The organism is Psychrobacter sp. NPDC078631 (assembly GCF_050268165.1).
In the GTDB taxonomy this organism is placed as follows: domain Bacteria; phylum Pseudomonadota; class Gammaproteobacteria; order Pseudomonadales; family Moraxellaceae; genus Psychrobacter.
The window spans coordinates 231,647-254,389 of sequence record NZ_JBNNGG010000001.1; the positions used below are offsets into that span (position 1 = coordinate 231,647).

A 22,743-nucleotide genomic window follows, 5' to 3' on the forward strand; every position below is an offset into this window, starting at 1 on the left:
TGAGTAGTCGTTTATCAACTTTAAATGTCTAACTACTCATCGATAATTGGGGTCAAACGCTTAATTTAATTGTCTGATCAATTGTTTAATAAATATATTTGAAGCTATATTACTGTCTGTGCTTGATTTTAGTGTTCAGCCCATTCGACTGAATTCAAATCGACACCTTCTTGGTACATATCCCAAAGTGGTGATAGGGCACGTAGTTTATCAACAGCTTCATGCATCTGTTTGATAACGGTATCGATATCTTCGTCAGTAGTATAACGGCCGAAGCTAAAGCGGATTGAGCTATGTGCCAATTCATCTGGACGACCGATTGCACGTAGTACATACGATGGCTCAAGCGTTGCTGACGTACAGGCTGAACCTGATGATACCGCTAAATCTTTAAGTGACATCATCAATGACTCGCCTTCAACGAAGTTAAAGCTGATGTTTACAATGTTTGGTACGCTATTCTCAAGGTCACCATTTAAGTAAATCTCTTCGATATCTTGTAGACCATTCCAAAGTTTTTGACGTAGTTTGGCTGCATGTGCATGGTCGGCTTCATAGCTTTCATTAGCTAAAGCAAATGCTGCGCCTAAGCCAACAATCTGATGCGTTGGTAGTGTACCTGAACGCATACCGCGCTCATGACCACCGCCGTGTTGCTCAGCTTTCAAGCGGATACGTGGCTTACGACGAACAAACAATGCGCCGATACCTTTAGGGCCGTATGCTTTATGACCTGAGAAGCTCATCAAATCAATTTTCATTTCTTCAAGATTGATTTTTACTTTACCAACAGACTGTGCGCCATCAACATGGAAAACTACGCCAGCTTCGCGAGTGATTTCACCAATCGCTGCAACATCAGTAATAGTACCAAGCTCATTGTTTACCATCATAAGTGATACTAAAATCGTATCATCACGTAGTGCTTCTTTTACTTGCTCTGGCAAGATAAGGCCTGTGCTTGGCTGTGGCTCAAGATACGTAATCTCAAAACCTTCTTGCTCAAGCTCACGGCAGGTATCTAATACAGCTTTGTGCTCAATTTTACTGGTAATGATATGTTTACCACGAGACTGATAAAAATGTGCTGCACCTTTAATGGCTAGGTTGTCAGACTCAGTCGCGCCAGAAGTAAATACGATTTCGCGTGGATCAGCTTTGATAACTTCAGCAACTTGACCGCGAGCAGTTTCTACTGCTTCTTCCGCTTGCCAGCCGTAACCATGTGAGCGTGAAGCTGGGTTACCAAAGACACCATCTACAGTCAAATACTCGCTCATTTTAGCAGCTACTGATTTAGCAACTGGGGTAGTGGCGGCATAATCTAAGTATATAAGGTTGTTATGTTGGCTCATGCTGGGTTTGCCTCGCTGTTCGATAGAGTAATAGTATTAATGTCTTTTATAGAAATATCTTTTGTAGAGGTGTGCTGACGCTCTGAGACTGACTGCACGTTTTCCATATCTAATAATTGCGCTAATGTTATATTTTTCAAGTACTGTTCGATATGATTTGATAGTGCACACCACAGATCGTGAGTTAGGCACATTGTACCACCTTGACAGTCACCGCGTCCTTCACACTGCATCGCGTTTACTGACTCATCAACTGCAGATATGATGCTCATCACATCTATCTCATTCAATGGCTTAGCTAGATGGTAACCACCTGCCGCACCGCGAATACTCGTGACAAGGCCGCGTTTGCGGAGTTTAGAAAATAACTGTTCAAGATACGAGATTGAAATCGATTGCCGTTTGGCGATATCGGATAATGATACAGCACTGTCTTGTTGGCTGGTCTGTAATGCCAAATCTAATAATGCGGTAACAGCGTATCTGCCCCGAGTAGTCAAACGCATGTGTTATCTCCAAACTTGATGTCATTTATGTTTAACAACGATCTTAGCCAAAAGTTTTAATAAGTACTCATAAGATAAAAAGAGCAACTAATAATACGTCAGCTAAGTTTTGTCTTATCGTTATTGAACAACAGATGATTAACCCGATGTGTGCAACGATTAAGGTAATTATACTTAATCCTGAGTAATTTAGTCAAGATTAAAGTGTGGTTCAATGGTTAATCAAGCTTATTGCTGTAATTGATAAAAACAATGATGTTTAGAAGAGATATATGTGTGAGACATAAGCAGCTTAGTTTGTCTGCTACAGATATATTTAACGAAGTAAAAAAATAAGCGTTCAATATCTATAGAAGACATTGAACGCTTATTTATAGGTAACCCAACGAACCAAAACTAATTCATCAGTAGTGCGATGACTGAGCCGATCATAATGACAAGGGCGACAACAGTGATAATCATCAACGTTTTTTGCTTGCTCTGAAGCTCTCTTACGGTTGTTTCAAGTTCACGGTTTTTAATGGTCAAGGTATTAATCTGTGTTTGCTGTTCTTTAATACGAAGTTTGTAGTTGTTCTTTTTTTCTTCCAGATCAGCTTCTGTAGGTTTGGTTTTGGCTTTACCACCCTTTATCTTTTTGATCAGCCCCTGAATCAAGCTGCCAAGCCCAAGTTGCATAATAAACTGTTTAACCAGTTGTACTTGAATCGACTCACCGCGCATCTGTAGCTTTTCAGTGGTTTCGCTATCATGAGTGGTGATGGCGTTAATAACTTGAATGCTGTAGGCATTGATAACCACGTCAGGCTCACTACGACCAATCGGCAGCTGAGCATCTAGTAACACGCCTTTGGTACTAAAGGTGGCAAATACTTCTACATGCGGTAAATACAGGCGAAGCGCCACCACGGTGCCTTGCTTGGCGAGCGGATAAGCGGCCTTACGCAGTTCAGGATCCAAACGTAACAGTAATGTCAGCGCCGACTCGATAAATACTAAAATGATATTAAGAAAAGAGTGAGACAACGTAGAACGCTTCATGTAAGTAATCCGTTTTTTATTTAGCAAGTTTTAGATATTGAGCAAACAGAAGTCTGTATTTGCCCAAGACTTGCAGTGATATTTTGCTTATAGTAACGTCTTTATAATAAAAAGTAACGCTAGTTTCTGTAGTGGCTAAACTATTACATTACAATTTAGCAGTCAATAAAGACACTCTTATTTATGACTAGCAATATACAAACTTAATGTATAGCAATGCACAGACGGCAATTGACAAATCTGTCAAAGCGTAGAAAATAGGAAAGCCAATCGTCTCAGTTATGCAGAGCCACTTATATATAAATTCCTAACGCTTTGCGTAACATTAGGTGTCAAATACGTAGTGTAGAGCACAAAAATATGTAAAATCGCTTGCGCTCCTTATGCTGCCTTGATATAAAGACGATAACAAAGAAGAACCTGTTAATGCGCCAGTTAGGTAGTTTTTATTGCGTAAGCACCATGAGAGCGTTACAATACTTGGCGTGAGCATTTATTACCCCCTTAAACTTGAAGGAAATTTTATGAATAAGTCAGAATTAATTGATAGCATCGCAGACAAAAGTGGTCTAAATAAAACCCAAGCTGGTGATGCACTAAACGCTGTTATGGAAAGTGTTGGCGAAGCGCTAGAAGCTGGCGATAGCATCTCATTAGTTGGCTTTGGTACTTTCAGTGTGAAAGACCGTAAAGCACGCACTGGTCGCAACCCTAAGACTGGCGAAGAGCTAAGCATTCCAGCAAGCAAAGTACCAAGCTTCAAAGCTGGTAAAAACTTAAAAGAGCGCTTGAACTAAGCCGATTTTTTAAGCATAAAATGATAGTCGGTGGTCTATAGCTGAAGTAATGAGCTAACCATCGAAGAGAGCACCTAATATTTAGGTGCTTTTTTTATCGCTATAGTTTTTATCATGCGTCGTGAATATTTTGAGTCTGCATGAAAAATCACGTATCATAGGGCGCGCGATAGGTGTGTCATTTAAGTCAGATTTCTTTAGTAAATTTTGTTTTTTACTATAAAATGCATACGCTCTTACTCTTACCATTGCGAGCTTAGATAGCACTGATATTGGCAGGTTGCACTCAACAGCTCCCAACAGTATTACAATGGTTTTTCATCAATATAGGTTAATAAAGCAGAGATAACTATGGATAAATTGCGCGATTTCTTAAAAAGCTGGCCAGGTCGCATTTTATTGATTTTATGCCTATCGCCGCTCGCTCTCTTGGGTGTCGAAAGCTATTTTGGCGGCAACGTCGATCCTAACCAGATTGCGCAGGTAGGTGAGGCAAGCGTAGGACTGTCCGAGTATCAAGCTGCTGTCAATAGCCGTCGTTCTGAAGTACTAGAGCAAGTCGAAGATGCCAGCTTATTGAATGAAGATGTGCTTCATGAGCAAGTATTAAAGGGTCTAATCGACCGTACGTTGTTAGAGCAGCAAGCAGGCAAGCTTGGTATGACAGTCTCTGATGACACGATCAATCGTCTGCTGCGTCAAGAAGAAATATTCCAAGATGCAGAAGGTAACTTTTCAAACGATCAGTTCTCAAACTTCTTGCGTCAGCGCGGCATGACCAAAAATCAGCTATTTGCAGAATTTCGCAATCAGTTAAGCCTGGATCAACTAAACGCTAGTATCGTTGGTACGGCTGTCTATCCTATGCAAGCTGTTAGTCAATTGATTGACTTGCAACTTGAGTCGCGCAACGTTTGGGTGCATCGTTTTAATTGGCAAGATTATGCTGACAAAGTTAAGCTTAGCAAAGCAGATATTCAGTCCTACTATGATGCCAACAAAGACACATTGAAAAGTGCAGCGATGGTTGACTTGGCTTATATTCAGCTCAGCCCGCAAACTATCAAGGTTGATGAAGTAACGGCAGAAGAGTTGCAGCAGCAGTATGAAGCATATAAGCAGAGCATTGCGGCTACTGATGAGCGTAAAGTCAGTCAGATTCTGTTTACTGGTAAAGACGCTAAGACACGAGCCGATAAAGTGAAAGCACGTCTGAATAAAGGTGAAGCGTTTGCTGCGCTTGCTAAAGCAGAGTCGGACGATCCATCAGGTGAAACAGGTGGTGATATCGGACGCTTTAATCCGTCAGTGTTTGGCAGTGATGCAGATACTGTACAAGAGGCACTAGAAGGGTTGAGTGTTGGTGATGTGACTGCACCTATTAAAACTAGCTTTGGTTATCAGATATTTACGGTTACTGAAGACAATGGCAAAAAGACTCCAAGTCTAGACAGTATGCGTGAAGAGTTGACTGCGAAAGCAAAAGAGTATAAACGTCAGGAAATCTATGCTGATAAAGTAACATCAATCAATGATTTGGCAGCAGATGGTTTCAGTATTGAAGATATTGCACAGCAAGAAAACGTCAGTCTAAAGCGTATCAAAGATTATCGTAAAGTGAATAACAAGTCTGCACTGCCGCAACCAGCAGTGGTTAAACAGGCATTTGATGAGTTTACTATTCAAGATCAAGCGGTAACGGCGGGCGTGGAAGTTGGTAATGGTACCGTATGGTTACAGCCAAGCAATTATCGTCCTACTAAGACGCTTGCTTTGGCAAATGCAACTCCAAGAATCACTCAAATACTTCGTCAGCAGAAAGCGACAGCATTAGCTTTAAAAGATGCTAAAGCATTGGCTGCTGGTATCAAGACGCCAGCTGATATCAGTAAGCAATCGGTTAGTTTCCAAGCACTGGGTGAGATTAATCGTCAAACGACGCAGCTAACGGACAAAGAGCGTGGGTTAGCCTTTAGCCAACAAGCTGCTGATAATGGTGTCGTAGCGATTGCTAGTGAGACTGAAATGGGTGCAACGCTACTGGTTGGAGACCGTATTAAAACTGAGCAGCAGTCACCACTGTCTGATATGCAAAGAGCGCAAACAGCCAGTATCATTCGTGACAATTTAGGCCAAGACCAGTTGCAAGACTATTTGGACTATCTACGTATGGTGTACACAGTTGAGATTAATGAAAGCAATATGGCAAACGCGCAAGGACGCTAAGTATTTGCTAGATTCTTATTTTTATTCTTATTTTTAGACGTAAAAAAGCCACCGTATCAATTGATACAGTGGCTTTTTTTTGGGAGATGCTTTAACGATAATTATCACGAATATTATATAGACTGAAAGTTAGTCGCATTAATAAATACAGCTGCTGCGACTAATTCCAGTCTTAAATTAATAGGTGGTTGTTTAATGACGGAAATGGCGCATGCCCGTGAATACCATCGCGATACCATGCTCATTAGCAGCAGCAATAGTTTCATCATCACGCATAGAACCACCTGGCTGAATGATAGCAGAGATACCTACTTCAGCAGCATTGTCGATGCCATCACGGAAAGGGAAGAACGCATCTGATGCCATAACAGCACCTTCAGTTGCTAGTCCAGCATGTTCTGCTTTGATAGCAGCAATACGTGCTGAGTTAACGCGGCTCATTTGGCCTGCGCCAACACCGATAGTACGTTGGCCTTTTGCATAGACAATGGCATTAGATTTGACGTATTTTGCCACGTTCCAGCTGAACAGTAGATCTGCCACTTGCGCTTCAGTTGGTTGTACATCAGTGACGATTTTTAGGTCGTTAGCAGTGATTAAGCCTAGATCTTGCTCTTGTACCAGTAGGCCACCGTTAACGCGCTTATAGTCAAGTTGGATATCGCGCTGATCTGGTGCTGGTAGCTCGCCGCATACTAATACGCGTACGTTTTTCTTAGTAGCTGTTGCTTCAAGTACACCGTTTTCGATACTAGGTGCAATGATTACTTCCACGAACTGATTGTCGATAATGGCTTTTGCCGCAGCAAGCGTCAACGGACGGTTGAATGCGATGATACCGCCAAAAGACGATTCAGGATCGGTGCTAAAAGCAGTACGATAAGCAGCTACTTGATCATTATCAACCGCGACACCACAAGGGTTGGCATGCTTAACGATAACGCAAGCAGGCGCGCTGAAAGCTTTAACACACTCAAGCGCAGCATCGGTATCAGCGATGTTGTTGTAAGACAATGCTTTGCCTTGTAACTGTTTAGCCGTCGCAATTGAAGCTTGTTTGCTTTTCAAAGGCTGGTTTTCAGTATAGAAAGCCGCGTGTTGATGCGGGTTTTCACCGTAGCGTAGGTCTTGTGCTTTTTCGAGCTGTACATTGAATGTACGTGGGAAGTTTTCTGGTTCTTGAGTTTCGTTGACACGGCTACCTAAGAAGTTTGCAATCATACCATCGTACTGTGCAGTATGCTCAAACGCCTTTACTGCCAAATCATAACGTAAAGCAGTCGTCAGTTCAGTACCACCGTCTAACGCGTTAAGTACACGGTCATAATCAGCTGGATCAGTGACGATACCCACATGAGCATGGTTTTTCGCCGCTGAACGCACCATGGTAGGGCCGCCAATATCGATGTTTTCGATAGCGTCGTTCATAGTCACGTCAGCACGTGCAATCGTTTCAGCAAACGGATATAAGTTCACGACGACCAAGTCGATACGTTCGATCGCATGATCACTCATTACTGCATCATCTGTACCACGGCGTCCTAGGATGCCACCATGAATCTTAGGATGTAGCGTTTTAACACGGCCATCCATCATTTCAGGAAAGCCTGTGTAATCTGATACTTCAGTCACGTCGACATTGTTTTCTGTGAGCAGACGATAAGTACCGCCAGTAGATAATAAACCAAAACCTGCTTTGAGAAGGCCTTGAGCAAACTCGACGATATTAGACTTATCGGAGACCGATAGTAGGGCAAGTGGGGTTGTACTCATAAGAAATTTTCCATAAAAAAAGCCTGACGTAAACGTCTGGCAAGGTGATGATGACAACGGTATGCCGTATCATGATAGATAAAGCGGGGAACATTTAATTGCCATACATAATGATAGTCAATGATGATGGGTAAACTCATATAACAATGCTACATTAAATCATAGGTTTTCATTTTTTTGCGCAAGGTGCCTCGATTTAGGCCTAATATCTGAGCACATTTGGTTTGGTTACCTCTTGTTTTTTCTAGGACGACAGATAAGAGAGGTTCTTCGACTTGCTTTAAAATCAGCTCATATAAATCAGTGGGCATCTCATCTCCTAGCATCGCAAAGTACTGACGTACCACACGCTCTACATGAACCCGTAGAGGTTGCTGCGCACTACTTATATAGTTTTGACTAGCAAAATCAAAGCCCTGCGTAGGCGGTTGGTATTCGTCTTTATTATAATCGGCAGGGTACTCAGAGCTTTTAGCAAAATGATTGGCATTATGCTGTGCATGAGGTGCCATAAAATAATATCCTTGAGATGAAGAAGAATTCTGATTGTAAGGGGTCAGAACCATAGTATATCAAATTAATATCGCCTAGCGCTGATAGATTCATCGTTATCTTGGCTATCACGGTTTAATTGAAAATGAATTTACGGTGTGTTTTCTACTCACACTTACCTATATATGACACTCTAATCTAATAAAGAGCGGTCATAGTAATGTCGAGGATCTGCGCGTTAGCCACAGGGATAGTAAATAATAGCTGTCTATCTGTACTGGCAGCTAACTGACTTTGCTTTCCTAATAAGTAATCGTTTGGATCTGCAATGAACTCTCCAATAAGCTCGTCTCTACCGTAAACATTTATTTTTATATTTGGATATAGTTGTGCTTGCGAGCTTCCATTACTTAGAGTAGCGCCTATATCGCTAAATGTACCAGTAGTTTTAATCTGACTGCTTCTATGAAAGGTATTGTTGATGGTAAGCGCTGATAAGTCTGCACTGGGCAAGCTGCAGGCAGCGACAGAGCATATTGACTGGAGACGCTGAGCATAAGCTGGGCTTTTGACTAAGTTTTCTAAGTTAAAAATAACATACTGAGCCGCGAGTAGGAGTGCTAAGACCAAACAACCTAATATCCATAATAGTGATGCAATGGAACGTGTCGTTTGGGTTGGTGCAAATGGTAGCTGTGTTTTTCTTAAGCGATCGTCGGCAGCAGGGTCTTCATCTTTAACGGGTACTCCCATATCAGAGAGAAGCTGTGATAAGTCTGTATCATCTGGTGGTGTTTCTTCGTCTTGATTTTGTTCTTCTAATAGTTTTTGCAGCCATGAATTGTTATGAGTACTCTCAACATTGGCATGAATATCATTGGCCACTGCCGAGCTGAGCATGTCCTGTGTTGATGTTGATGTTGATGTTGATGTTGATATTGTACTAGTAGATGGTTTCTTGGTTGATGAATTAGAGCTTTTGATAGTTTCTTTAGAAAGGGGCGCTTTTGGTTTTTCTGTGGTAGCTACGCTAGGACTGGTATTACTGGCTTGGGTTAACCATGCATCCATGCTATCTAAAGAGTCATACTCTTGAACGTCTTCTTCTGGATCGTCTATATCCATATCATCATAGATTAAGTCGTCATGAATCAAAGTATCAGATGATTTTTTCTTATTGGTTGAAGATGTAGGGCGATTTGGCACATTCTGAAGTTTATGCTGATTGCTACTAGTATTCGCTTTTTGCTCATTTGATATTGGTTGAGTTTGAGCTTTTTGTTGAGCAGGAATATTTTTTTGTGGTGTTGGTTTCTGAATGACCTCAGAATTTACCACAAGATGTTTATTGACCAAAAAACTTTGCTGGCACCGCTCACAGCTGATGGTAGCATTGACTTGATTTAGTTGAGTTTGTTTAACGCTATAGCAAGCTTGGCAATGGGGGCATTGGGTTTTTATTGGCGTGGTCATAGAGGCGAATCCAAAAAAGTATGGTTATCAATACCGCTTAGCCACTCACCAATAGCTGCCCACAATACTCATTTTACTTATTTAATTTCGATGAATTATGGGCAAAGACAGAGTGGCGTCAAACACATAACATTTGACTGCCCTCTATCGTAACAGATGTAATTAAATGTTGCTAGCTAGTAAATGTACCTGATAAACGTTGCCAATGTTGGTCTTCTTGCGCAGTAAAAGCATGCTTAGGATCGAGTGCAAAATATGGCTGATAAGCTTCAGTGACTTGCTCGGTTTGCGACTCAATCAAACCTGCTAATACGATACGGCCCTTTGGCGCAATGAGTGTCGCAAAGTAAGGTGCTAAACCAATAAGCGGCTTTGCTAAAATATTGGCAACAATCACTTCTACAGGCAACACATCATTTTGCGAGCAGTACTCTGTAAATTCTTCTGGTAGAAATGCCTGTAAACGATCGCCCACATTGTTACGTACCGCATTCTGATTGGTAGCAAGTACCGCCTGCGGGTCGATGTCGACTGCATATACCTGATGTGCATCTAAAAGCAAAGCAGCAATCCCTAGAATGCCTGAACCACAACCATAATCGATAACCACTTTGTCCGTTAAGTCTTGCTCTGTTAGCCAGTCTAGGCACAGGCGAGTCGTAGCATGATAGCCAGTACCAAATGCCAAGCCTGGATCCATAATGATATTGGTGGCTTCAGGGTTAGGCGGCGTTAGCCAGTCAGGCACAATCCATAAGTCATTAGCACATTCGATAGGATGATAGTTGCTCATCCACTCGCGCTCCCAATCCTTATCATCAACAGCCGTTAGCCAAATACGAGTAGCCTGTACTTGTGCAGCAATTTCATGACTTAATTGCTCAACCGCTTGACGACTGCCTGCATCAGTAGTCGCATCAAATAGCCCTGTTAGTATCACCTCATCCCAAAGCGGTGATTCACCTGGAAGTGGCTCAAACAGAGGTTGATCGCCAGCATCGTCTAAAGCTATTGATAATGCACCTGCCTCTAATAGAAGCGCTTCAGCCAAGTCGACGTTTGATTTTTCACATTGTAAATGCAGTTGTTGCCATGCCATAAAGATAACCTTAAGCGGGAATAAAAATAAGTGTAGGTGCTAGGGGTTGCCCTAGATAAGTCTACATACAATGAAATGCATAATGTATATAGATGTTTTAACTAATGAGTCTAAAATGTATAAATACTCAGTTATTAGCGTAGTGCTTGTTTTGCTTCATTGACCACGCGTGAGTTACCTTGAGCTTGTCCTGATTGCAATATAACCTGCCATAGTGCTCGTCTACGATTGCTGTCTTGAGAGACGCTAAGACCACGGCGTGCCATCGCTTCTGCCTTACGAGGCTGGTTCTTTTTTAATGCTACTTGTGCCAAATAAAAATATACCGCCGATGATTTGGGCGCTAGACGCTGCGCACGGGTAAAGCTGCTCTCGGCATTGGTGAGATTACCCGCTTTCAACTGACTGATACCTACTTGCATCAAATTGCGAAATGCAGGCAGATTGCTATTATTGCTGGCAGATTGTTGAGTACGTTGCTGCGAGTTTCTTCGAGCATGTTCAAGTAGCTCATTATGCGACGGTACCGATGGCTCAGAGATTATATAGTCGTTACGAGAAGGCGCAATGACAACAGGATCAGGCTGCGTTATTTCTGGAACAGGAGCCGTAAATACAGGTGTCTCTTGCGTTAATGGATTTGGTGTTTCGGACTGTTCAACTGCATCGTAAGGCTCGGTTGGATAGTTGCTTTGATCATTTGCTTCCGTGATAGGTGCTGGAGCAGTTGTCGTTGATGGCACGGTCGATTGTGCCGTTGGTAATGTTTGAGCAGGCGTAGTTTGCACTGTAGTCGACGTGCTAGGTGCCGTTTGACAAGCACTTAGGCTTAGCATGCCAATGATCGCGCTACCTGCAAGTAAGGTATTGCTTGACGTAATTTTATTACGCCATAGCACTATGGTTTGTTTTACTGAAGTAGTTGTCCGTAAAGATGACACCATCATGTTAAAACCTTTTTTAAATATTAAAAGCTAAATATCAAAAACACTATTAGAGCCATTCAACAGCTAGAACCACTCAATAGCTAGAACCATTCAACAGCACGGTCATACCAAGTATCAGCACGGTCTTCATCACCTTCACTTTGCTCGCTGCTACCTGCTGCATCATCAGATTCAACAGCTTCACCATTTGGAATCTCTAAACCTTCGCGGCGACGTTGTTGATTGATATCACCTTGCTGGTTCTGAAACTGTGTCTGTTCACGAGCACGATCTTGCTGATACAGGCTTAGCGCACAACTGCTGGCTTCTTCTGGTAGATGAGCTGACATTACTGGTAAGTAGCGAGCGTTTGCACAGCGTTCATTAGACAGTTTGCCTGAGTTGTTCTCTAGCCATAACCACTCGATACCTTCTGGCTCTGGTAGAGCAACCGGAGTCAGTTTTAGACGTTTCATATAATCTACCCAAACTGGTAAGGCACCAGTACCACCACTCAAACCAATCGGTTTATTATCATCACGGCCAACCCAAACGACACTCACATAGTTGCCACTATAGCCTGCAAACCAAGCATCGCGGTAGTCGTTTGTTGTACCTGTTTTTCCAGCTAGGTTTAAATTACTGCCGAGTGATTGGGCGCGTCTGGCCGTACCATTTGAGACGACTTGCTGTAATGCATAGTTGGTCAAAAAGTTGGTTTCAGGCGGAATGCTACGCTGAGTGTTAAGCCCAGTACGCTGTAAAATACGGCCGCGATCATCAATGACCGTACGGATACTATGAATAGGCGTACGGAAGCCACCAGTGGCAAATACTTGATAAATGCCAAGCATATCCATCGGACTCAAATTAACCGAGCCTAGTAACGCTGATGGGTAAGGTGGAATTTTTTCTTTGATACCCATGCGCTGTAATTGCTTAGCAAAGGTATTAACACCGAACTCCATACCTAAGCGTACTGCCGCTTGGTTGTAGGATTGAGACAATGCCGTGGTAAATGGTACATAACCATGATCACGATTGTCGTAGTTTTTAGGGTTCCAGTCAGTACCGTCGTTTAGATTGACCGTAATAGGGGAGTCATCTACTGAACTGGCCAAGTTATAACGACCGCTCTCAAGCGCAGTCATATAAATGATAGGCTTCAGCAACGAGCCAACTTGGCGTTTGGCATCGACCGCGCGGTTAAACCCTGTAAATTCACTGCCACTACCGACCACAGACACTAGCTCGCCAGTCTCAGGATTGGCACTCACTAATGCGCCTTGTAAATCCTTAGTTTTGCTACTATTACGACGCAGCTCACCAAGTTTTCTATCAACGGCTTTATCTGCTGCCAATTGAGCGATAGGGTCTAGAGTACTGATAATAATCAGACCTTCGTTTTTGAGGTCGTCAGAATAATAAACGGTATTTAGCTCACGTTTAACAATATCTAAGAAGTCAGGGAACTGACTTTTGCCTTCAGCAGGCTTATCCACAATGCCAAGCGGTTGCTTTAAGGCTTTGTCGTAGTCTTCCTGGCTCAGTGTACCCATGGTCAGCATGTTGTTAAGTACCACGTCACGGCGTGCTTTTGAATCGTTTGGATTGCGACGTGGGTTATAGATACTTGGACCTTTTGCCATACCAACCAGCATCGCTTGCTGATCTAAGCGCAGCTCATTAAGAGGTTTGTCAAAATAAAACTGTGATGCCAAACCAAAACCATTGATAGAGCGGTTGCCGTTTTGACCCAGATAAATCTCATTCAAATAGGTCTGTAAAATCTCATCTTTGCTGTAATGCAGCTCAAGTAGCACGGCCATCAATGCTTCATTGGCTTTACGTTTGATAGTGCGATCTGAGTTGAGATAAAAGTTTTTGATCAGCTGCTGGGTGATGGTCGAGCCACCTTGTCTGGCACCACCAGTAAAGTTATTGATTACGGCACGGGCGATACCACGTACCGATACCCCTTTATGCTCATAAAACGCGCGATCTTCGGTAGCGATAAGGGCATCAATCAACGGCTGAGGCACTTCGTCCAAAGACACAACCATCCGATCTTCATTACTGTCTGGATAGATACCACCGATATTGACAGGCTCTAAACGAATGATGCCGCTTTTGGCAGGCAGAGTACTCTGGATAGATTCTACTTTATTGCCAGAAATCGTCATTTTGATGACTTGCTCGGCATCTTTATCATTGGCGCTATACGTAAAGCCGCGCGTGTGAATAAAGTAAGTATTACCTGTCCGATGATAGGTACCCGTGCGATCATAAGCTTTGTTGCTTTGATAGTTAAGCAACTCTAGCCATGTCTTCATTGTATCTCTATCGACATTAGCGCCTTGATACAGCTCAAGCGGCTGCGAATACACTTTGGCTGGAATGTCCCAGCGCTTACCCTCAAACTTATGAGTAATGGTGCGATCAAGCTTGATCAAATATAGCGCCAACAGCACCATGCCTGCGATGATAATAATTAATAGCAGACTACTAAAAACCAATCCGCGCTGCTGCGAGGGTAGCGTGTGCATAGCAGACTTAGATGACGCTGATAACTTGGTATTTGGTAACTTGTAATTAGGTTTTTGCACGGATGTCGCACCATTTTTAGATAAAAAACTGCCTCATAATGACGCAAATTGACAAATTTTTCAATCTATCATCGTCAACGCGGGCATTTATTGGTCGTAGACCATGAGCGATGGTACTGCTCATAGCGATGGCTTATAGTATAATCTCTATTAAAATACCGATACTTGTAATAAAGCGTCAGTCACTTTCAATCTGGTAGATAAACGCCATATAAGATAACAATTTACGATTACCCTCACGATGTATTTTGTATGAATTCGCTGTTGCCAATTATTTGCTATTAGCCGTTTGTTATGAATACTGTGCCACTAGCGGTGGTGATATTCATGTGATTAAAAACGGCTTTGCTGCACCACGTACAGTACAGTCAATAAGAGCAAGCTTGCTTTAAGTGAATGCATTTTAAGCAAGCCTGTCAAAGGAAGTAAGCGCGACTATGTCTAGTATCCCATCATCAGTATCATCTGCTACCAATCATTCTTATGAAGACAATTCTATCATCGAAGGATTAGTGCTCCCGCTGGCTGACCACTGTTTTCACTGTGGTGACCCCGTACCTCAGCCACCGTTTCATGCTGAGATATTAGGTCAGTCACGAGAGATGTGTTGTATGGGCTGTCAGTTAGCTGTCCAAAGCATTGTAGAGGCTGGTCTTGAGCAATACTATCTTGACCGTTCAGAGATTAACCGTACGGCAAGTTTGCCAACTCAGCTGACGCGTCTCGAAGTCTATGATCATGACGAGATAAAATCACAGTTCGTTTACGCGCAAGATGGCATGTCAGTAGCAGAGCTGTCTGTTAATAACTTACGCTGTGCTGCCTGTACTTGGCTGATTGAGTCGCGTCTCGATGAGCTAGAGGGTATTGGTAAGTGTCAGGTAAATTTGACCAACCAACGTATGCGGGTCATTTGGGATGAGAACAAATTACCCATCAGTCGCATTTTAGCGGTCATCAATGAAATCGGCTATGAAGCCAAGCCTTATCGGCAAGATACTCATGAAGCCATGCTGGCACGTCATAATAATCAAATGCTATTGCGTCTCGGCATCGCTGCACTAGGTTCGATGCAAGCGATGATGTATGCCGTTGCGCTTTATTTTGGTGAATATAGCGACATGTTGATATTCCAACGTGACTTTTTGCGTTGGGTGTCTTTATTTGTGAGCACGCCTGTTTTTTTCTATGCTGGTATTCCTTTTTTTACCTCTGCATGGTCAGCAATTCGTGCGCGCCAAGTCAATATGGATGTGCCTGTTAGTCTTGCCTTGATTATCACCTTCTTTGCCAGTCTATACGCCACCATTACTGGACAAGGGGAGACATACTATGACTCGGTCAGCATGTTTATTTTCTTTTTGCTGGCAGGGCGTTATATCGAGCACAATGCACGTCTAAAAGCCGCAACTATGGCTAATGATTTGGTCGTGGTTGAGCCGGTATTGGTACAAAAAGTCGCTGAAGACAAATCAGCTGCCGAGCATATTTTACAACTGCTAAAAGAAAATACGTCTCAACAAGATGAGCTTATTAAAAGTGAGCTTACTGAAAATGAAACTACTAAAGGTGAGTCGGCTACAGTAGAGCCGATGCCTGATTTTATGCAGCGTATGGATGCCAATGTTTATCAGCTCACATCACGTATTGCTCAAGACTGGCAGCAGTCACGCAACCAACAGAATGCGCAATCACAGCCCGAAGGCGATATAGAGTCAAAGCAAATGGTCACCGCTCATAGTTTACAAGTGGGCGACATCATTTTGGTTGAAGCGGGTTCTGAGATTATCAGTGATGGCATCTTGCTAAGTTCTACTGCAACGGTGTCACAAAGTCTACTGACCGGTGAAGGTGATTTAATCATCAAATCCCAGGGTGATTACATCGTCGGCGGTGCGCAAAATGACAGCCAGCCGTTTGAGATGCTAGTCACAGCATTGCCAAAAGACAGCCAGATAGGCTTAATTGATCGATTGATGAATCGTGCCATGAGCGAAAAACCCAAATTGGCGCAGCAAGCAGATAAGCTAGCACGTTGGTTTGTCGCGCGCATTTTGGTTTTATCCGTCTTGGTATTTGTCGGCTGGTATATCGTTGATCCAAGCCAAGCGATTTGGGCAACCGTGGCAGTCTTGGTCGCTACTTGTCCTTGTGCTCTGTCGTTAGCGACGCCGATTGCCTTAACCGTCTCAACCAATCGTTTGGCAAGTTATGGTTTTTTAACGACCCGTGGGCATACACTACAGACGTTGGCTGAAATCACGCATGTTGCTTTTGATAAGACTGGCACGCTGACTTATGGCAAACCAAATTTGTTAAATATTGAGTTAATCACACCAAAAAGCCAGACCGAAACTGACGATTTGTCATTAATAGCGCAAAAAGATACGCTGTTGGCAATTGCAGCTGCACTAGAAGTAGGGAGTCGTCATCCAATTGCCCATGCGTTACTGACGGCAGCCTATCAGTTACACTTGCCATCGACACAAGCCGTACAACATTACCCAGCGGGTGGTGTAGAAGCGATAATTGATGGTACTGTATATCGAATCGGTCATAAGGACTTTGCGCTAGATAAAACAGATAATAGCGCCAATGATATAGATACAAACGATGATTTAACCATCGATCTAGTAGCTCAGCGAGCCAGCTCAGCAGTGGTATTGTCTTATCAAAACACTGATAGCAAAACATGGCAGGCACTGGCATGTTTTTATTTCAATGACAAGGTACGTGATAGTGCGCAGTCGATGCTCGATACGCTCAAAGAGCTAGGTATCGAGTCTGTTATGTTGACAGGTGATCCAAGCCCACAAGCGCTAGTCATGGCTGAGAGTTTAGGTATGCAAGCAGCATACAACGGACTATCACCGACTGATAAGGTCAATCATATTCAGCAGCTGCAAGCCAACGGTGCCGTGGTATTGATGGTAGGTGATGGTATCAACGATGCACCAGTATTAGCAGCCGCAGACGTCTCGACTTCGATTGCAGGTGCGGCAGACTTAGCACAAGTATCTAGTGATAGTATTATCTTAAATGGACAAATCGAAGCTATCACTGCGGCTAAACGCATCTCTGATAAGACGGAACGTATTATCAAGCAAAACTTCCGCTGGGCACTCGCTTATAATAGTATCGTCCTGATACCAGCGGCTTTAGGCTATGTACCACCTTGGCTTGCTGCAATTGGTATGTCGCTCAGTTCGCTATTTGTCGTATTAAATGCATTGCGCTTAAAACGCGCTTAGCCTCTTTAAAAAGCATTTAATACAAATAGGTCTGTAAAGTTTGCCCATAAAAAAACCGCCTTCCATCAAATGGAAGGCGGTTTTTTCTATACAGAGATACTGTTAGGTCGCTCTTACAATTAGTCTTGTAGATAGCTTAATAGACGCATAAATTCGATATACATCCAAACTAAGGTCGCAAGAATACCAATACTGAACAACCACTCGTAATCTTCAGAAACACCCATCGCAACACCGCGATCAATATTATCGAAATCTAATAGTAGAGTGAAAGAAGCGATAACGATGACAAATAAGCTAAAGCCAATAGCGATAGCGCCACCTTCAAATAGGAACGGCAATGATGAGCCAAACGCTAGAGAAAGTACCCACTGTGCTACATAAACAAGCATAATGGCAATAACCGCCGAGGTCACGATAGAGCGGAACTTTTCAGTAACCTTAACTAGACCTGAACGATATAGACCAAGCATAACTGCAGCTGTGACAAAAGTTGCGCACATTGCAGTAACTGGTACCGTTGGATACATTCTCATGAAAAATAATGAGATACCGCCCAAAAAGATACCTTCTAACAAGGCATAAGGAACTGCCAAAGTCTTGGCTTTTTGCGGCTTGAAGGTAATAAAAAGAGCCAGAACAAACGCAGCAATCATGCTACCAAAGGCTGCCATCGTAATAAAACCTTGCGATAAACCTGCCATAAGCGCATAAAAGAAAAAGCCCACACCAGTAATGGCTGATAAACCAAGTAACAAGCTGGTCTTTTGAATTACGCCCTTGACCGTCATTGGATTACCGCCGATCGCAAGTTCTGCGCGACTGACAATAGGATTGGCCATACATAAGTCCTTAATAATAAAATATAAAAATAGTGATGTTAGTTACTTTAGCAAAACCGCCATTATTGTCAACTGTGTTTGCGTGACAACTGCTGCGGTGCAACCTCAGGCTGCTCATTGGCTAGCGCATCGGGCTACAGTATCGCTCAATACGCTAATTGAAAAACTGAACAGAAAGATCTGACTAAGTAAAACATTCGATAGCTTTTATATGGGGTCAGTTACGACAGTTAACAACGATAATTCATAAACATGCTAGTCTAAGCGCGCATTTATCGCTATCATTACCTTGTACTTCACCGTTATACCGAGTCGTTTTATGGAAAACTCAGCGCAGTCAGCAAGATTGCCACACTTACATGAATCAGAGCTATTCCACGCTATTAAAAACCCCGCCTTTAGGCGTATTGGTCTAATGGGCCGTGCTGGTAAACGTAGTGTTACTCAAAGCTTGGTACAGATTGCCCAAACCGTCAATGATATGAATTTGACGTTAATAATGGATGTACAAACGGCCAATTTACCAACGCTTGACCTCACAGACATAGAAAGAGTCAAAATCGTCAAACGTGGTTTGATTGGTGAGATTTGTGATTTGGTTATTGTGGTTGGCGGTGATGGTTCGATACTACATGCCGCTGAGGCGTTAGCACGCTACCGTGTACCTGTACTAGGGGTAAACCGTGGTCGTTTAGGATTTTTAGCAGATGTAAAACCTGATGAAGCTGCCTTCAAGTTGCGCCAAGTATTGATGGGAGACTATCAACTGGACCATCGGTTTTTATTGACGATGGAGATACGAGAAGGGCGCAAAATTATCCATGAAGATATGGCGCTGAACGACATCGTACTGCATGCTGGTAAATCGGTACATATGATTGATTTTCAGATGAAAATTGATGGTCACGACGTTTATAGACAGCATAGTGATGGCTTGATAGCAGCAACACCGACTGGCTCTACCGCTTATGCCTTATCAGGTGGCGGTCCAATTATTCATCCGAGTATGGACGCTATTTGTCTGGTGCCGATGCATCCTCATACATTATCTAGCAGACCGATTGTGGTCAGCGGTAATAGTGAGGTCTGTATTCGTATTCATGAAGACAATCGTACTCAGCCGATGGTGAGTGCGGACGGTAAGCCAAGCGTGCCACTTGAGCAAGAGCAACGCTTACATATTCGTAAGCATCCGGATAAGCTTACCTTGTTGCACCCACCTGGGTTTGACTTTTATGAGGCATGCCGTACAAAGCTGCACTGGAACGTACATGCCGAAGAATTCAGTCTTGATGTCGATGATGATATTATAGACGATGAATAAGCGTATCTATTAGACCCAAATATGATACAAAAAATAGTAGTGGAGAGTAGGCAAGATGGATAAACAAACAATACTAGCAAGTCTAACGCCCGAAGTGGTTGATAAATTTCGTATGGCGATTGAACTAGGCAAATGGCCTGACGGTCGTAAGATTACCGCTGAGCAGCGAGAGACTTGTATGCAAGCAGTGATGGTATGGGAGCATGAGCACCTACCGCCAGCCGAGCGTACAGGTTATATTCATAAACCCGTAAAAGATGATGGCTCTGTCGTTGGTGCTGAATGTGACGTCGAGCACGAGCATCACTATCCTAATATGCCAAATCCTAAAGGCGCGGTACAGCCTGTTAAGTTTCGTGATAAATAGATCTATAAAAAGTCTATAATAGTTGTTATAAAAAAAATTATCATAAAAAAGCCACGCTATATAGCGTGGCTTTTTTTACTTTACCGATAATTAAATTATCAGAAATAGCTTAATCATTATAAATGATTAAATAGCAGTCGTATCGACACTAGGACGAACCGTTAGCGGGTTCTTTTGCATCAAAAATCCTTGCCAGCCCCAATGTAAAAAATTGCGGATATTGGCATGATCGGTACCGTTAGGCGTTGCTTGTACCTTGGCATAATGTTCGCCAAATAGTTTAAGCGTGTCCAATTGGTTCAGGCCATGGTGCTTAGCAAAACCAAAAATCTTTGCGCTACCTTCGTTCTCACCGGCTGCATTATGTACCATTCCATTTACGAAAGGGGCAGGCGCATAGCGATAAAAATCATCGATAAAGCTGATGACATCATTGAATCCAATGGCTTTTTTGTTCAAACCATTAAGTAATGCCGATACATCTGATTGGCGGATACTCATAAATAAATGACCTCAGAGCAGATTAAAAAAAACAATATAATATTTATGTGTGCTCAATGATGATAGTAGCCGTTGAGCGTTCAGCATTATAATTTAGCTAGCTTAGCGATTAAAGTAATCTTCGTCATCAAACGAAGGCGAAAAGTTGCCTTGCTCAAGATGCTGCATTTGCGACTGTACAGAACGCTCATGCTGAATACGTTGATAAATCTCTTCGCGGTGTACTGCAATATCTTTAGGTGCGTTTACACCGATACGTACTTGATTGCCTTTGACGCCTAGAACCGTCACACTTACTTCGTCGCCAATCATTAGCGTTTCGCCCACGCGGCGTGTCAAAATTAACATGCGTCACACTCCTTATGTCGCATCAACAAATTATTACTCATCAGATTACTTCTCAATTGCAGAACATTACCGCAGCACCAAACATGTAATATAACCATTATCACGATGCTCGATATCGTGCCAATAGCGGTAATGATAGGTAGATTCATTTAGCCCAAATGAAAGCCCCATTATAGGCGGCATAACAGATACTGTCACGGTTTTTCACAAAACTATTAGGTAAATGCTCATTTCAACTATGCTAAAAAATAAAAATAGGACCTAAAAAGATCCTATTTTATTTAAGTACTGTTTTTATTTAGATACTATTAATTCAAACCTATTAATTTAAATGCTGTTTATCTACATACTATATAAAGGCATTAATAGCAGTTAATAGATAACCATCAATGCTAATGCTATATTTTAACAGTTTTTATGTCTTATAGCCCAGCGATTTTGCTTTCACCGTCTTCACGATCTAGGCCAAATGCCGTGTGTAATGACTTGACGGCTTTTTCTAAGTGTTGATCTTGAATCAGAACCGACACTTTGATTTCGCTGGTTGAAATCATTTGGATATTGATATTGTTTTCAGCCAGTGTTTGGAACATAAGACTCGCAACACCTGCGTGTGAGCGCATGCCAACACCAACCAATGAAACTTTAACAACTTCACTGTTACCCAATATTTCTTTGGCGCCAATTTCATCTTTTACTTCTTCGTTAAGCACTTTTAGCGTTTTATCTAAATCAGTGCGGTTAACCGTAAAAGTAAAGTCAGTAGTACCGTTATCCGAAAGGTTTTGTACAATCATATCGATTTCGATATTGGCACGACCAATTGGGCTTAAGATAGCAGAGGCGATACCAGGATGGTCAGGCACGCCGCGTACTAAGATTTTTGCTTCGTCTCTGTTGAACGCGATACCTGAGATGATTGCCTGTTCCATATTGTCTCCTTCGTCTATCGTAATTAGGGTACCCACGTTGTCTTGAAATTCTTGGTCAAAGCTACCGTCTGTGTTTTCATCAAAGCTAGAAAGTACACGCAGCGGCACGCCATATTTACCAGCGAATTCTACTGAGCGAATCTGTAGAATTTTAGAACCAAGACTTGCCATTTCAAGCATTTCTTCAAACGTAATTTTTTCAAGCTTTTTGGCTTTTGAGGTCACACGAGGGTCAGTGGTATAAACGCCATCGACATCGGTATAAATTTGACACTCGTCAGCGCCTAAGGCCGCAGCAATCGCCACACCTGTGGTATCAGAACCGCCGCGCCCTAATGTGGTCGCGTTGCCTTCTTCATCGATACCTTGGAAACCTGCCACAATAACGATATTGCCAGCATCTAATTGCTCACGTATGTTTTTGTCATCGATGCTTTCGATACGGGCTTTATTATGGGCGTTGTCGGTTTTAATCGCGACTTGGCGACCAGTCATTGAACGGGCACCAATACCAAGCTCTTTAATCGCCATAGCGAGTAGTGAGATAGAAACCTGCTCACCTGTTGAGACCATCTGATCGTATTCGCGAGGATCAGGCTGTGTGCTAATTTGGCGAGCTAGATCAATCAAACGGTTGGTTTCGCCGCTCATGGCTGAGACCACGACGACCACTTGATGACCATTGTCATGCCAGCGTTTGACTCGTTTGGCGACGTTTTTGATGCGGTCGATACTGCCCATCGAGGTGCCGCCGTATTTCTGTACTATTAACGCCATAAAAATCTACCTATTTATTCAATAATGACTTTTTATTGTCATTGATGAGAGTCAATGTGATGCTCGTCAATGCTTGTATAGATAAAGCCAGATGATAAGAGTTATGC

Annotated in this window: 18 protein-coding genes and 1 pseudogene; 6 read left to right on the forward strand and 13 right to left on the reverse strand. The window is 42.7% G+C overall.

Annotated features, from left to right (window positions below; genetic code table 11):
- Positions 1-128: 128 nt before the first annotated feature.
- The 3 genes from ACQKCP_RS00925 to ACQKCP_RS00935 form a co-directional block, all read right to left on the reverse strand.
- Entirely contained in the window at positions 129-1,355 is a 1,227-nt protein-coding gene (locus ACQKCP_RS00925) for an IscS subfamily cysteine desulfurase (RefSeq protein ID WP_427610940.1), read from the reverse strand.
- Entirely contained in the window at positions 1,352-1,861 is a 510-nt protein-coding gene (locus ACQKCP_RS00930; RefSeq protein ID WP_057759222.1) for an Rrf2 family transcriptional regulator, read from the reverse strand. Before ACQKCP_RS00930 ends, ACQKCP_RS00925 begins: the two co-directional genes overlap by 4 nt.
- Before the next feature lie 396 nt (positions 1,862-2,257).
- Positions 2,258-2,902: a hypothetical protein gene (locus tag ACQKCP_RS00935; RefSeq protein WP_427610941.1), complete on the reverse strand. Its 645-nt coding sequence runs from the start codon at positions 2,900-2,902 to the stop codon at positions 2,258-2,260.
- Between the two features lie 524 nt (positions 2,903-3,426).
- Here ACQKCP_RS00935 and ACQKCP_RS00940 point away from each other — a divergent pair.
- Together ACQKCP_RS00940 and ACQKCP_RS00945 are read left to right on the forward strand one after the other, a co-directional pair.
- On the forward strand, positions 3,427-3,699 hold the full coding sequence (locus tag ACQKCP_RS00940) for an HU family DNA-binding protein (RefSeq protein WP_045445077.1): 273 nt from the start codon (positions 3,427-3,429) through the stop codon (positions 3,697-3,699).
- A 351-nt stretch (positions 3,700-4,050) separates the two neighbouring features.
- Positions 4,051-5,925, forward strand: a complete 1,875-nt coding sequence (locus tag ACQKCP_RS00945; RefSeq protein WP_427610942.1) for a SurA N-terminal domain-containing protein — start codon at positions 4,051-4,053, stop codon at positions 5,923-5,925.
- A gap of 192 nt (positions 5,926-6,117) precedes the next feature.
- On the opposite strand, the gene purH is transcribed toward ACQKCP_RS00945, so the two are convergent.
- The 6 genes from purH to mrcB all read right to left on the reverse strand — a co-directional run bounded on the left by purH (position 6,118) and on the right by mrcB (position 14,294).
- On the reverse strand, positions 6,118-7,698 hold the full coding sequence (gene purH, locus ACQKCP_RS00950; RefSeq protein WP_427610943.1) for a bifunctional phosphoribosylaminoimidazolecarboxamide formyltransferase/IMP cyclohydrolase: 1,581 nt from the start codon (positions 7,696-7,698) through the stop codon (positions 6,118-6,120).
- A 149-nt stretch (positions 7,699-7,847) separates the two neighbouring features.
- Positions 7,848-8,087 (reverse strand): DNA-binding transcriptional regulator Fis, encoded by a 240-nt coding sequence (gene fis / locus ACQKCP_RS00955; RefSeq protein WP_427611650.1) that lies wholly within the window; start codon positions 8,085-8,087, stop codon positions 7,848-7,850.
- Between the two features lie 301 nt (positions 8,088-8,388).
- Complete coding sequence (locus ACQKCP_RS00960; protein WP_427610944.1) at positions 8,389-9,663, reverse strand: DUF3426 domain-containing protein; 1,275 nt, start codon at positions 9,661-9,663, stop codon at positions 8,389-8,391.
- A 172-nt stretch (positions 9,664-9,835) separates the two neighbouring features.
- The gene (gene prmA / locus ACQKCP_RS00965; RefSeq protein WP_427610945.1) at positions 9,836-10,762 is read right to left on the reverse strand and encodes a 50S ribosomal protein L11 methyltransferase; all 927 of its coding nucleotides are present in this window, start codon (positions 10,760-10,762) and stop codon (positions 9,836-9,838) included.
- Between the two features lie 134 nt (positions 10,763-10,896).
- Positions 10,897-11,709 carry a tetratricopeptide repeat protein gene (locus ACQKCP_RS00970; protein WP_427610946.1) on the reverse strand — a complete coding sequence of 271 codons (813 nt, stop codon included), beginning with the start codon at positions 11,707-11,709 and terminating at the stop codon, positions 10,897-10,899.
- A gap of 80 nt (positions 11,710-11,789) precedes the next feature.
- On the reverse strand, positions 11,790-14,294 hold the full coding sequence (gene mrcB / locus ACQKCP_RS00975; RefSeq protein ID WP_413775346.1) for a penicillin-binding protein 1B: 2,505 nt from the start codon (positions 14,292-14,294) through the stop codon (positions 11,790-11,792).
- Between the two features lie 248 nt (positions 14,295-14,542).
- Here mrcB and ACQKCP_RS00980 point away from each other — a divergent pair, with 248 nt between their 5' ends.
- Both ACQKCP_RS00980 and ACQKCP_RS00985 read left to right on the forward strand, forming a co-directional pair.
- The gene (locus tag ACQKCP_RS00980; RefSeq protein ID WP_427610947.1) at positions 14,543-14,686 is read left to right on the forward strand and encodes a hypothetical protein; all 144 of its coding nucleotides are present in this window, start codon (positions 14,543-14,545) and stop codon (positions 14,684-14,686) included.
- A gap of 45 nt (positions 14,687-14,731) precedes the next feature.
- Positions 14,732-17,545: a heavy metal translocating P-type ATPase gene (locus ACQKCP_RS00985; RefSeq protein ID WP_427610948.1), complete on the forward strand. Its 2,814-nt coding sequence runs from the start codon at positions 14,732-14,734 to the stop codon at positions 17,543-17,545.
- Positions 17,546-17,664: 119 nt separating this feature from the next.
- Here the strand turns inward: ACQKCP_RS00985 and ACQKCP_RS00990 are convergent, their stop codons facing one another.
- Complete coding sequence (locus ACQKCP_RS00990; RefSeq protein WP_057759239.1) at positions 17,665-18,387, reverse strand: Bax inhibitor-1/YccA family protein; 723 nt, start codon at positions 18,385-18,387, stop codon at positions 17,665-17,667.
- A gap of 319 nt (positions 18,388-18,706) precedes the next feature.
- On the opposite strand from ACQKCP_RS00990, the gene ACQKCP_RS00995 reads away from it, so the two are divergent.
- Both ACQKCP_RS00995 and ACQKCP_RS01000 read left to right on the forward strand, forming a co-directional pair.
- A complete protein-coding gene (locus ACQKCP_RS00995; protein WP_179798759.1) occupies positions 18,707-19,711 on the forward strand; it encodes an NAD(+) kinase in 1,005 nt (334 codons plus the stop codon).
- Positions 19,712-19,766: 55 nt separating this feature from the next.
- Entirely contained in the window at positions 19,767-20,078 is a 312-nt protein-coding gene (locus ACQKCP_RS01000; RefSeq protein WP_057759241.1) for a YeaC family protein, read from the forward strand.
- Positions 20,079-20,204: 126 nt separating this feature from the next.
- On the opposite strand, the gene ACQKCP_RS01005 is transcribed toward ACQKCP_RS01000, so the two are convergent.
- From ACQKCP_RS01005 to ACQKCP_RS01015, 3 genes and pseudogenes are all read right to left on the reverse strand, one after another.
- The gene (locus tag ACQKCP_RS01005; protein WP_057759243.1) at positions 20,205-20,579 is read right to left on the reverse strand and encodes a HopJ type III effector protein; all 375 of its coding nucleotides are present in this window, start codon (positions 20,577-20,579) and stop codon (positions 20,205-20,207) included.
- 180 nt (positions 20,580-20,759) lie between these two features.
- Positions 20,760-20,927: pseudogene (gene csrA, locus ACQKCP_RS01010) on the reverse strand (carbon storage regulator CsrA); the annotation flags it as partial.
- Positions 20,928-21,349: 422 nt separating this feature from the next.
- Positions 21,350-22,636 carry an aspartate kinase gene (locus tag ACQKCP_RS01015; protein WP_057759246.1) on the reverse strand — a complete coding sequence of 429 codons (1,287 nt, stop codon included), beginning with the start codon at positions 22,634-22,636 and terminating at the stop codon, positions 21,350-21,352.
- Positions 22,637-22,743: the final 107 nt, after the last annotated feature.

Excerpts from the sequence above, each read along its gene's own strand:
- prmA (WP_427610945.1), bottom strand. The coding sequence starts at position 10,762 with ATGGCATGGCAACAACTGCATTTACAATGTGAAAAATCAAACGTCGAC.
- ACQKCP_RS00995 (WP_179798759.1), top strand. The coding sequence starts at position 18,707 with ATGGAAAACTCAGCGCAGTCAGCAAGATTGCCACACTTACATGAATCA.
- ACQKCP_RS00970 (WP_427610946.1), bottom strand. The coding sequence starts at position 11,709 with ATGATGGTGTCATCTTTACGGACAACTACTTCAGTAAAACAAACCATA.
- ACQKCP_RS00990 (WP_057759239.1), bottom strand. The coding sequence starts at position 18,387 with ATGGCCAATCCTATTGTCAGTCGCGCAGAACTTGCGATCGGCGGTAAT.
- ACQKCP_RS00960 (WP_427610944.1), bottom strand. The coding sequence starts at position 9,663 with ATGACCACGCCAATAAAAACCCAATGCCCCCATTGCCAAGCTTGCTAT.
- ACQKCP_RS00945 (WP_427610942.1), top strand. The coding sequence starts at position 4,051 with ATGGATAAATTGCGCGATTTCTTAAAAAGCTGGCCAGGTCGCATTTTA.
- ACQKCP_RS00930 (WP_057759222.1), bottom strand. The coding sequence starts at position 1,861 with ATGCGTTTGACTACTCGGGGCAGATACGCTGTTACCGCATTATTAGAT.
- ACQKCP_RS00935 (WP_427610941.1), bottom strand. The coding sequence starts at position 2,902 with ATGAAGCGTTCTACGTTGTCTCACTCTTTTCTTAATATCATTTTAGTA.
- ACQKCP_RS01000 (WP_057759241.1), top strand. The coding sequence starts at position 19,767 with ATGGATAAACAAACAATACTAGCAAGTCTAACGCCCGAAGTGGTTGAT.
- purH (WP_427610943.1), bottom strand. The coding sequence starts at position 7,698 with ATGAGTACAACCCCACTTGCCCTACTATCGGTCTCCGATAAGTCTAAT.
- ACQKCP_RS00940 (WP_045445077.1), top strand. The coding sequence starts at position 3,427 with ATGAATAAGTCAGAATTAATTGATAGCATCGCAGACAAAAGTGGTCTA.
- ACQKCP_RS00985 (WP_427610948.1), top strand. The coding sequence starts at position 14,732 with ATGTCTAGTATCCCATCATCAGTATCATCTGCTACCAATCATTCTTAT.
- ACQKCP_RS01015 (WP_057759246.1), bottom strand. The coding sequence starts at position 22,636 with ATGGCGTTAATAGTACAGAAATACGGCGGCACCTCGATGGGCAGTATC.
- ACQKCP_RS01005 (WP_057759243.1), bottom strand. The coding sequence starts at position 20,579 with ATGAGTATCCGCCAATCAGATGTATCGGCATTACTTAATGGTTTGAAC.
- ACQKCP_RS00925 (WP_427610940.1), bottom strand. The coding sequence starts at position 1,355 with ATGAGCCAACATAACAACCTTATATACTTAGATTATGCCGCCACTACC.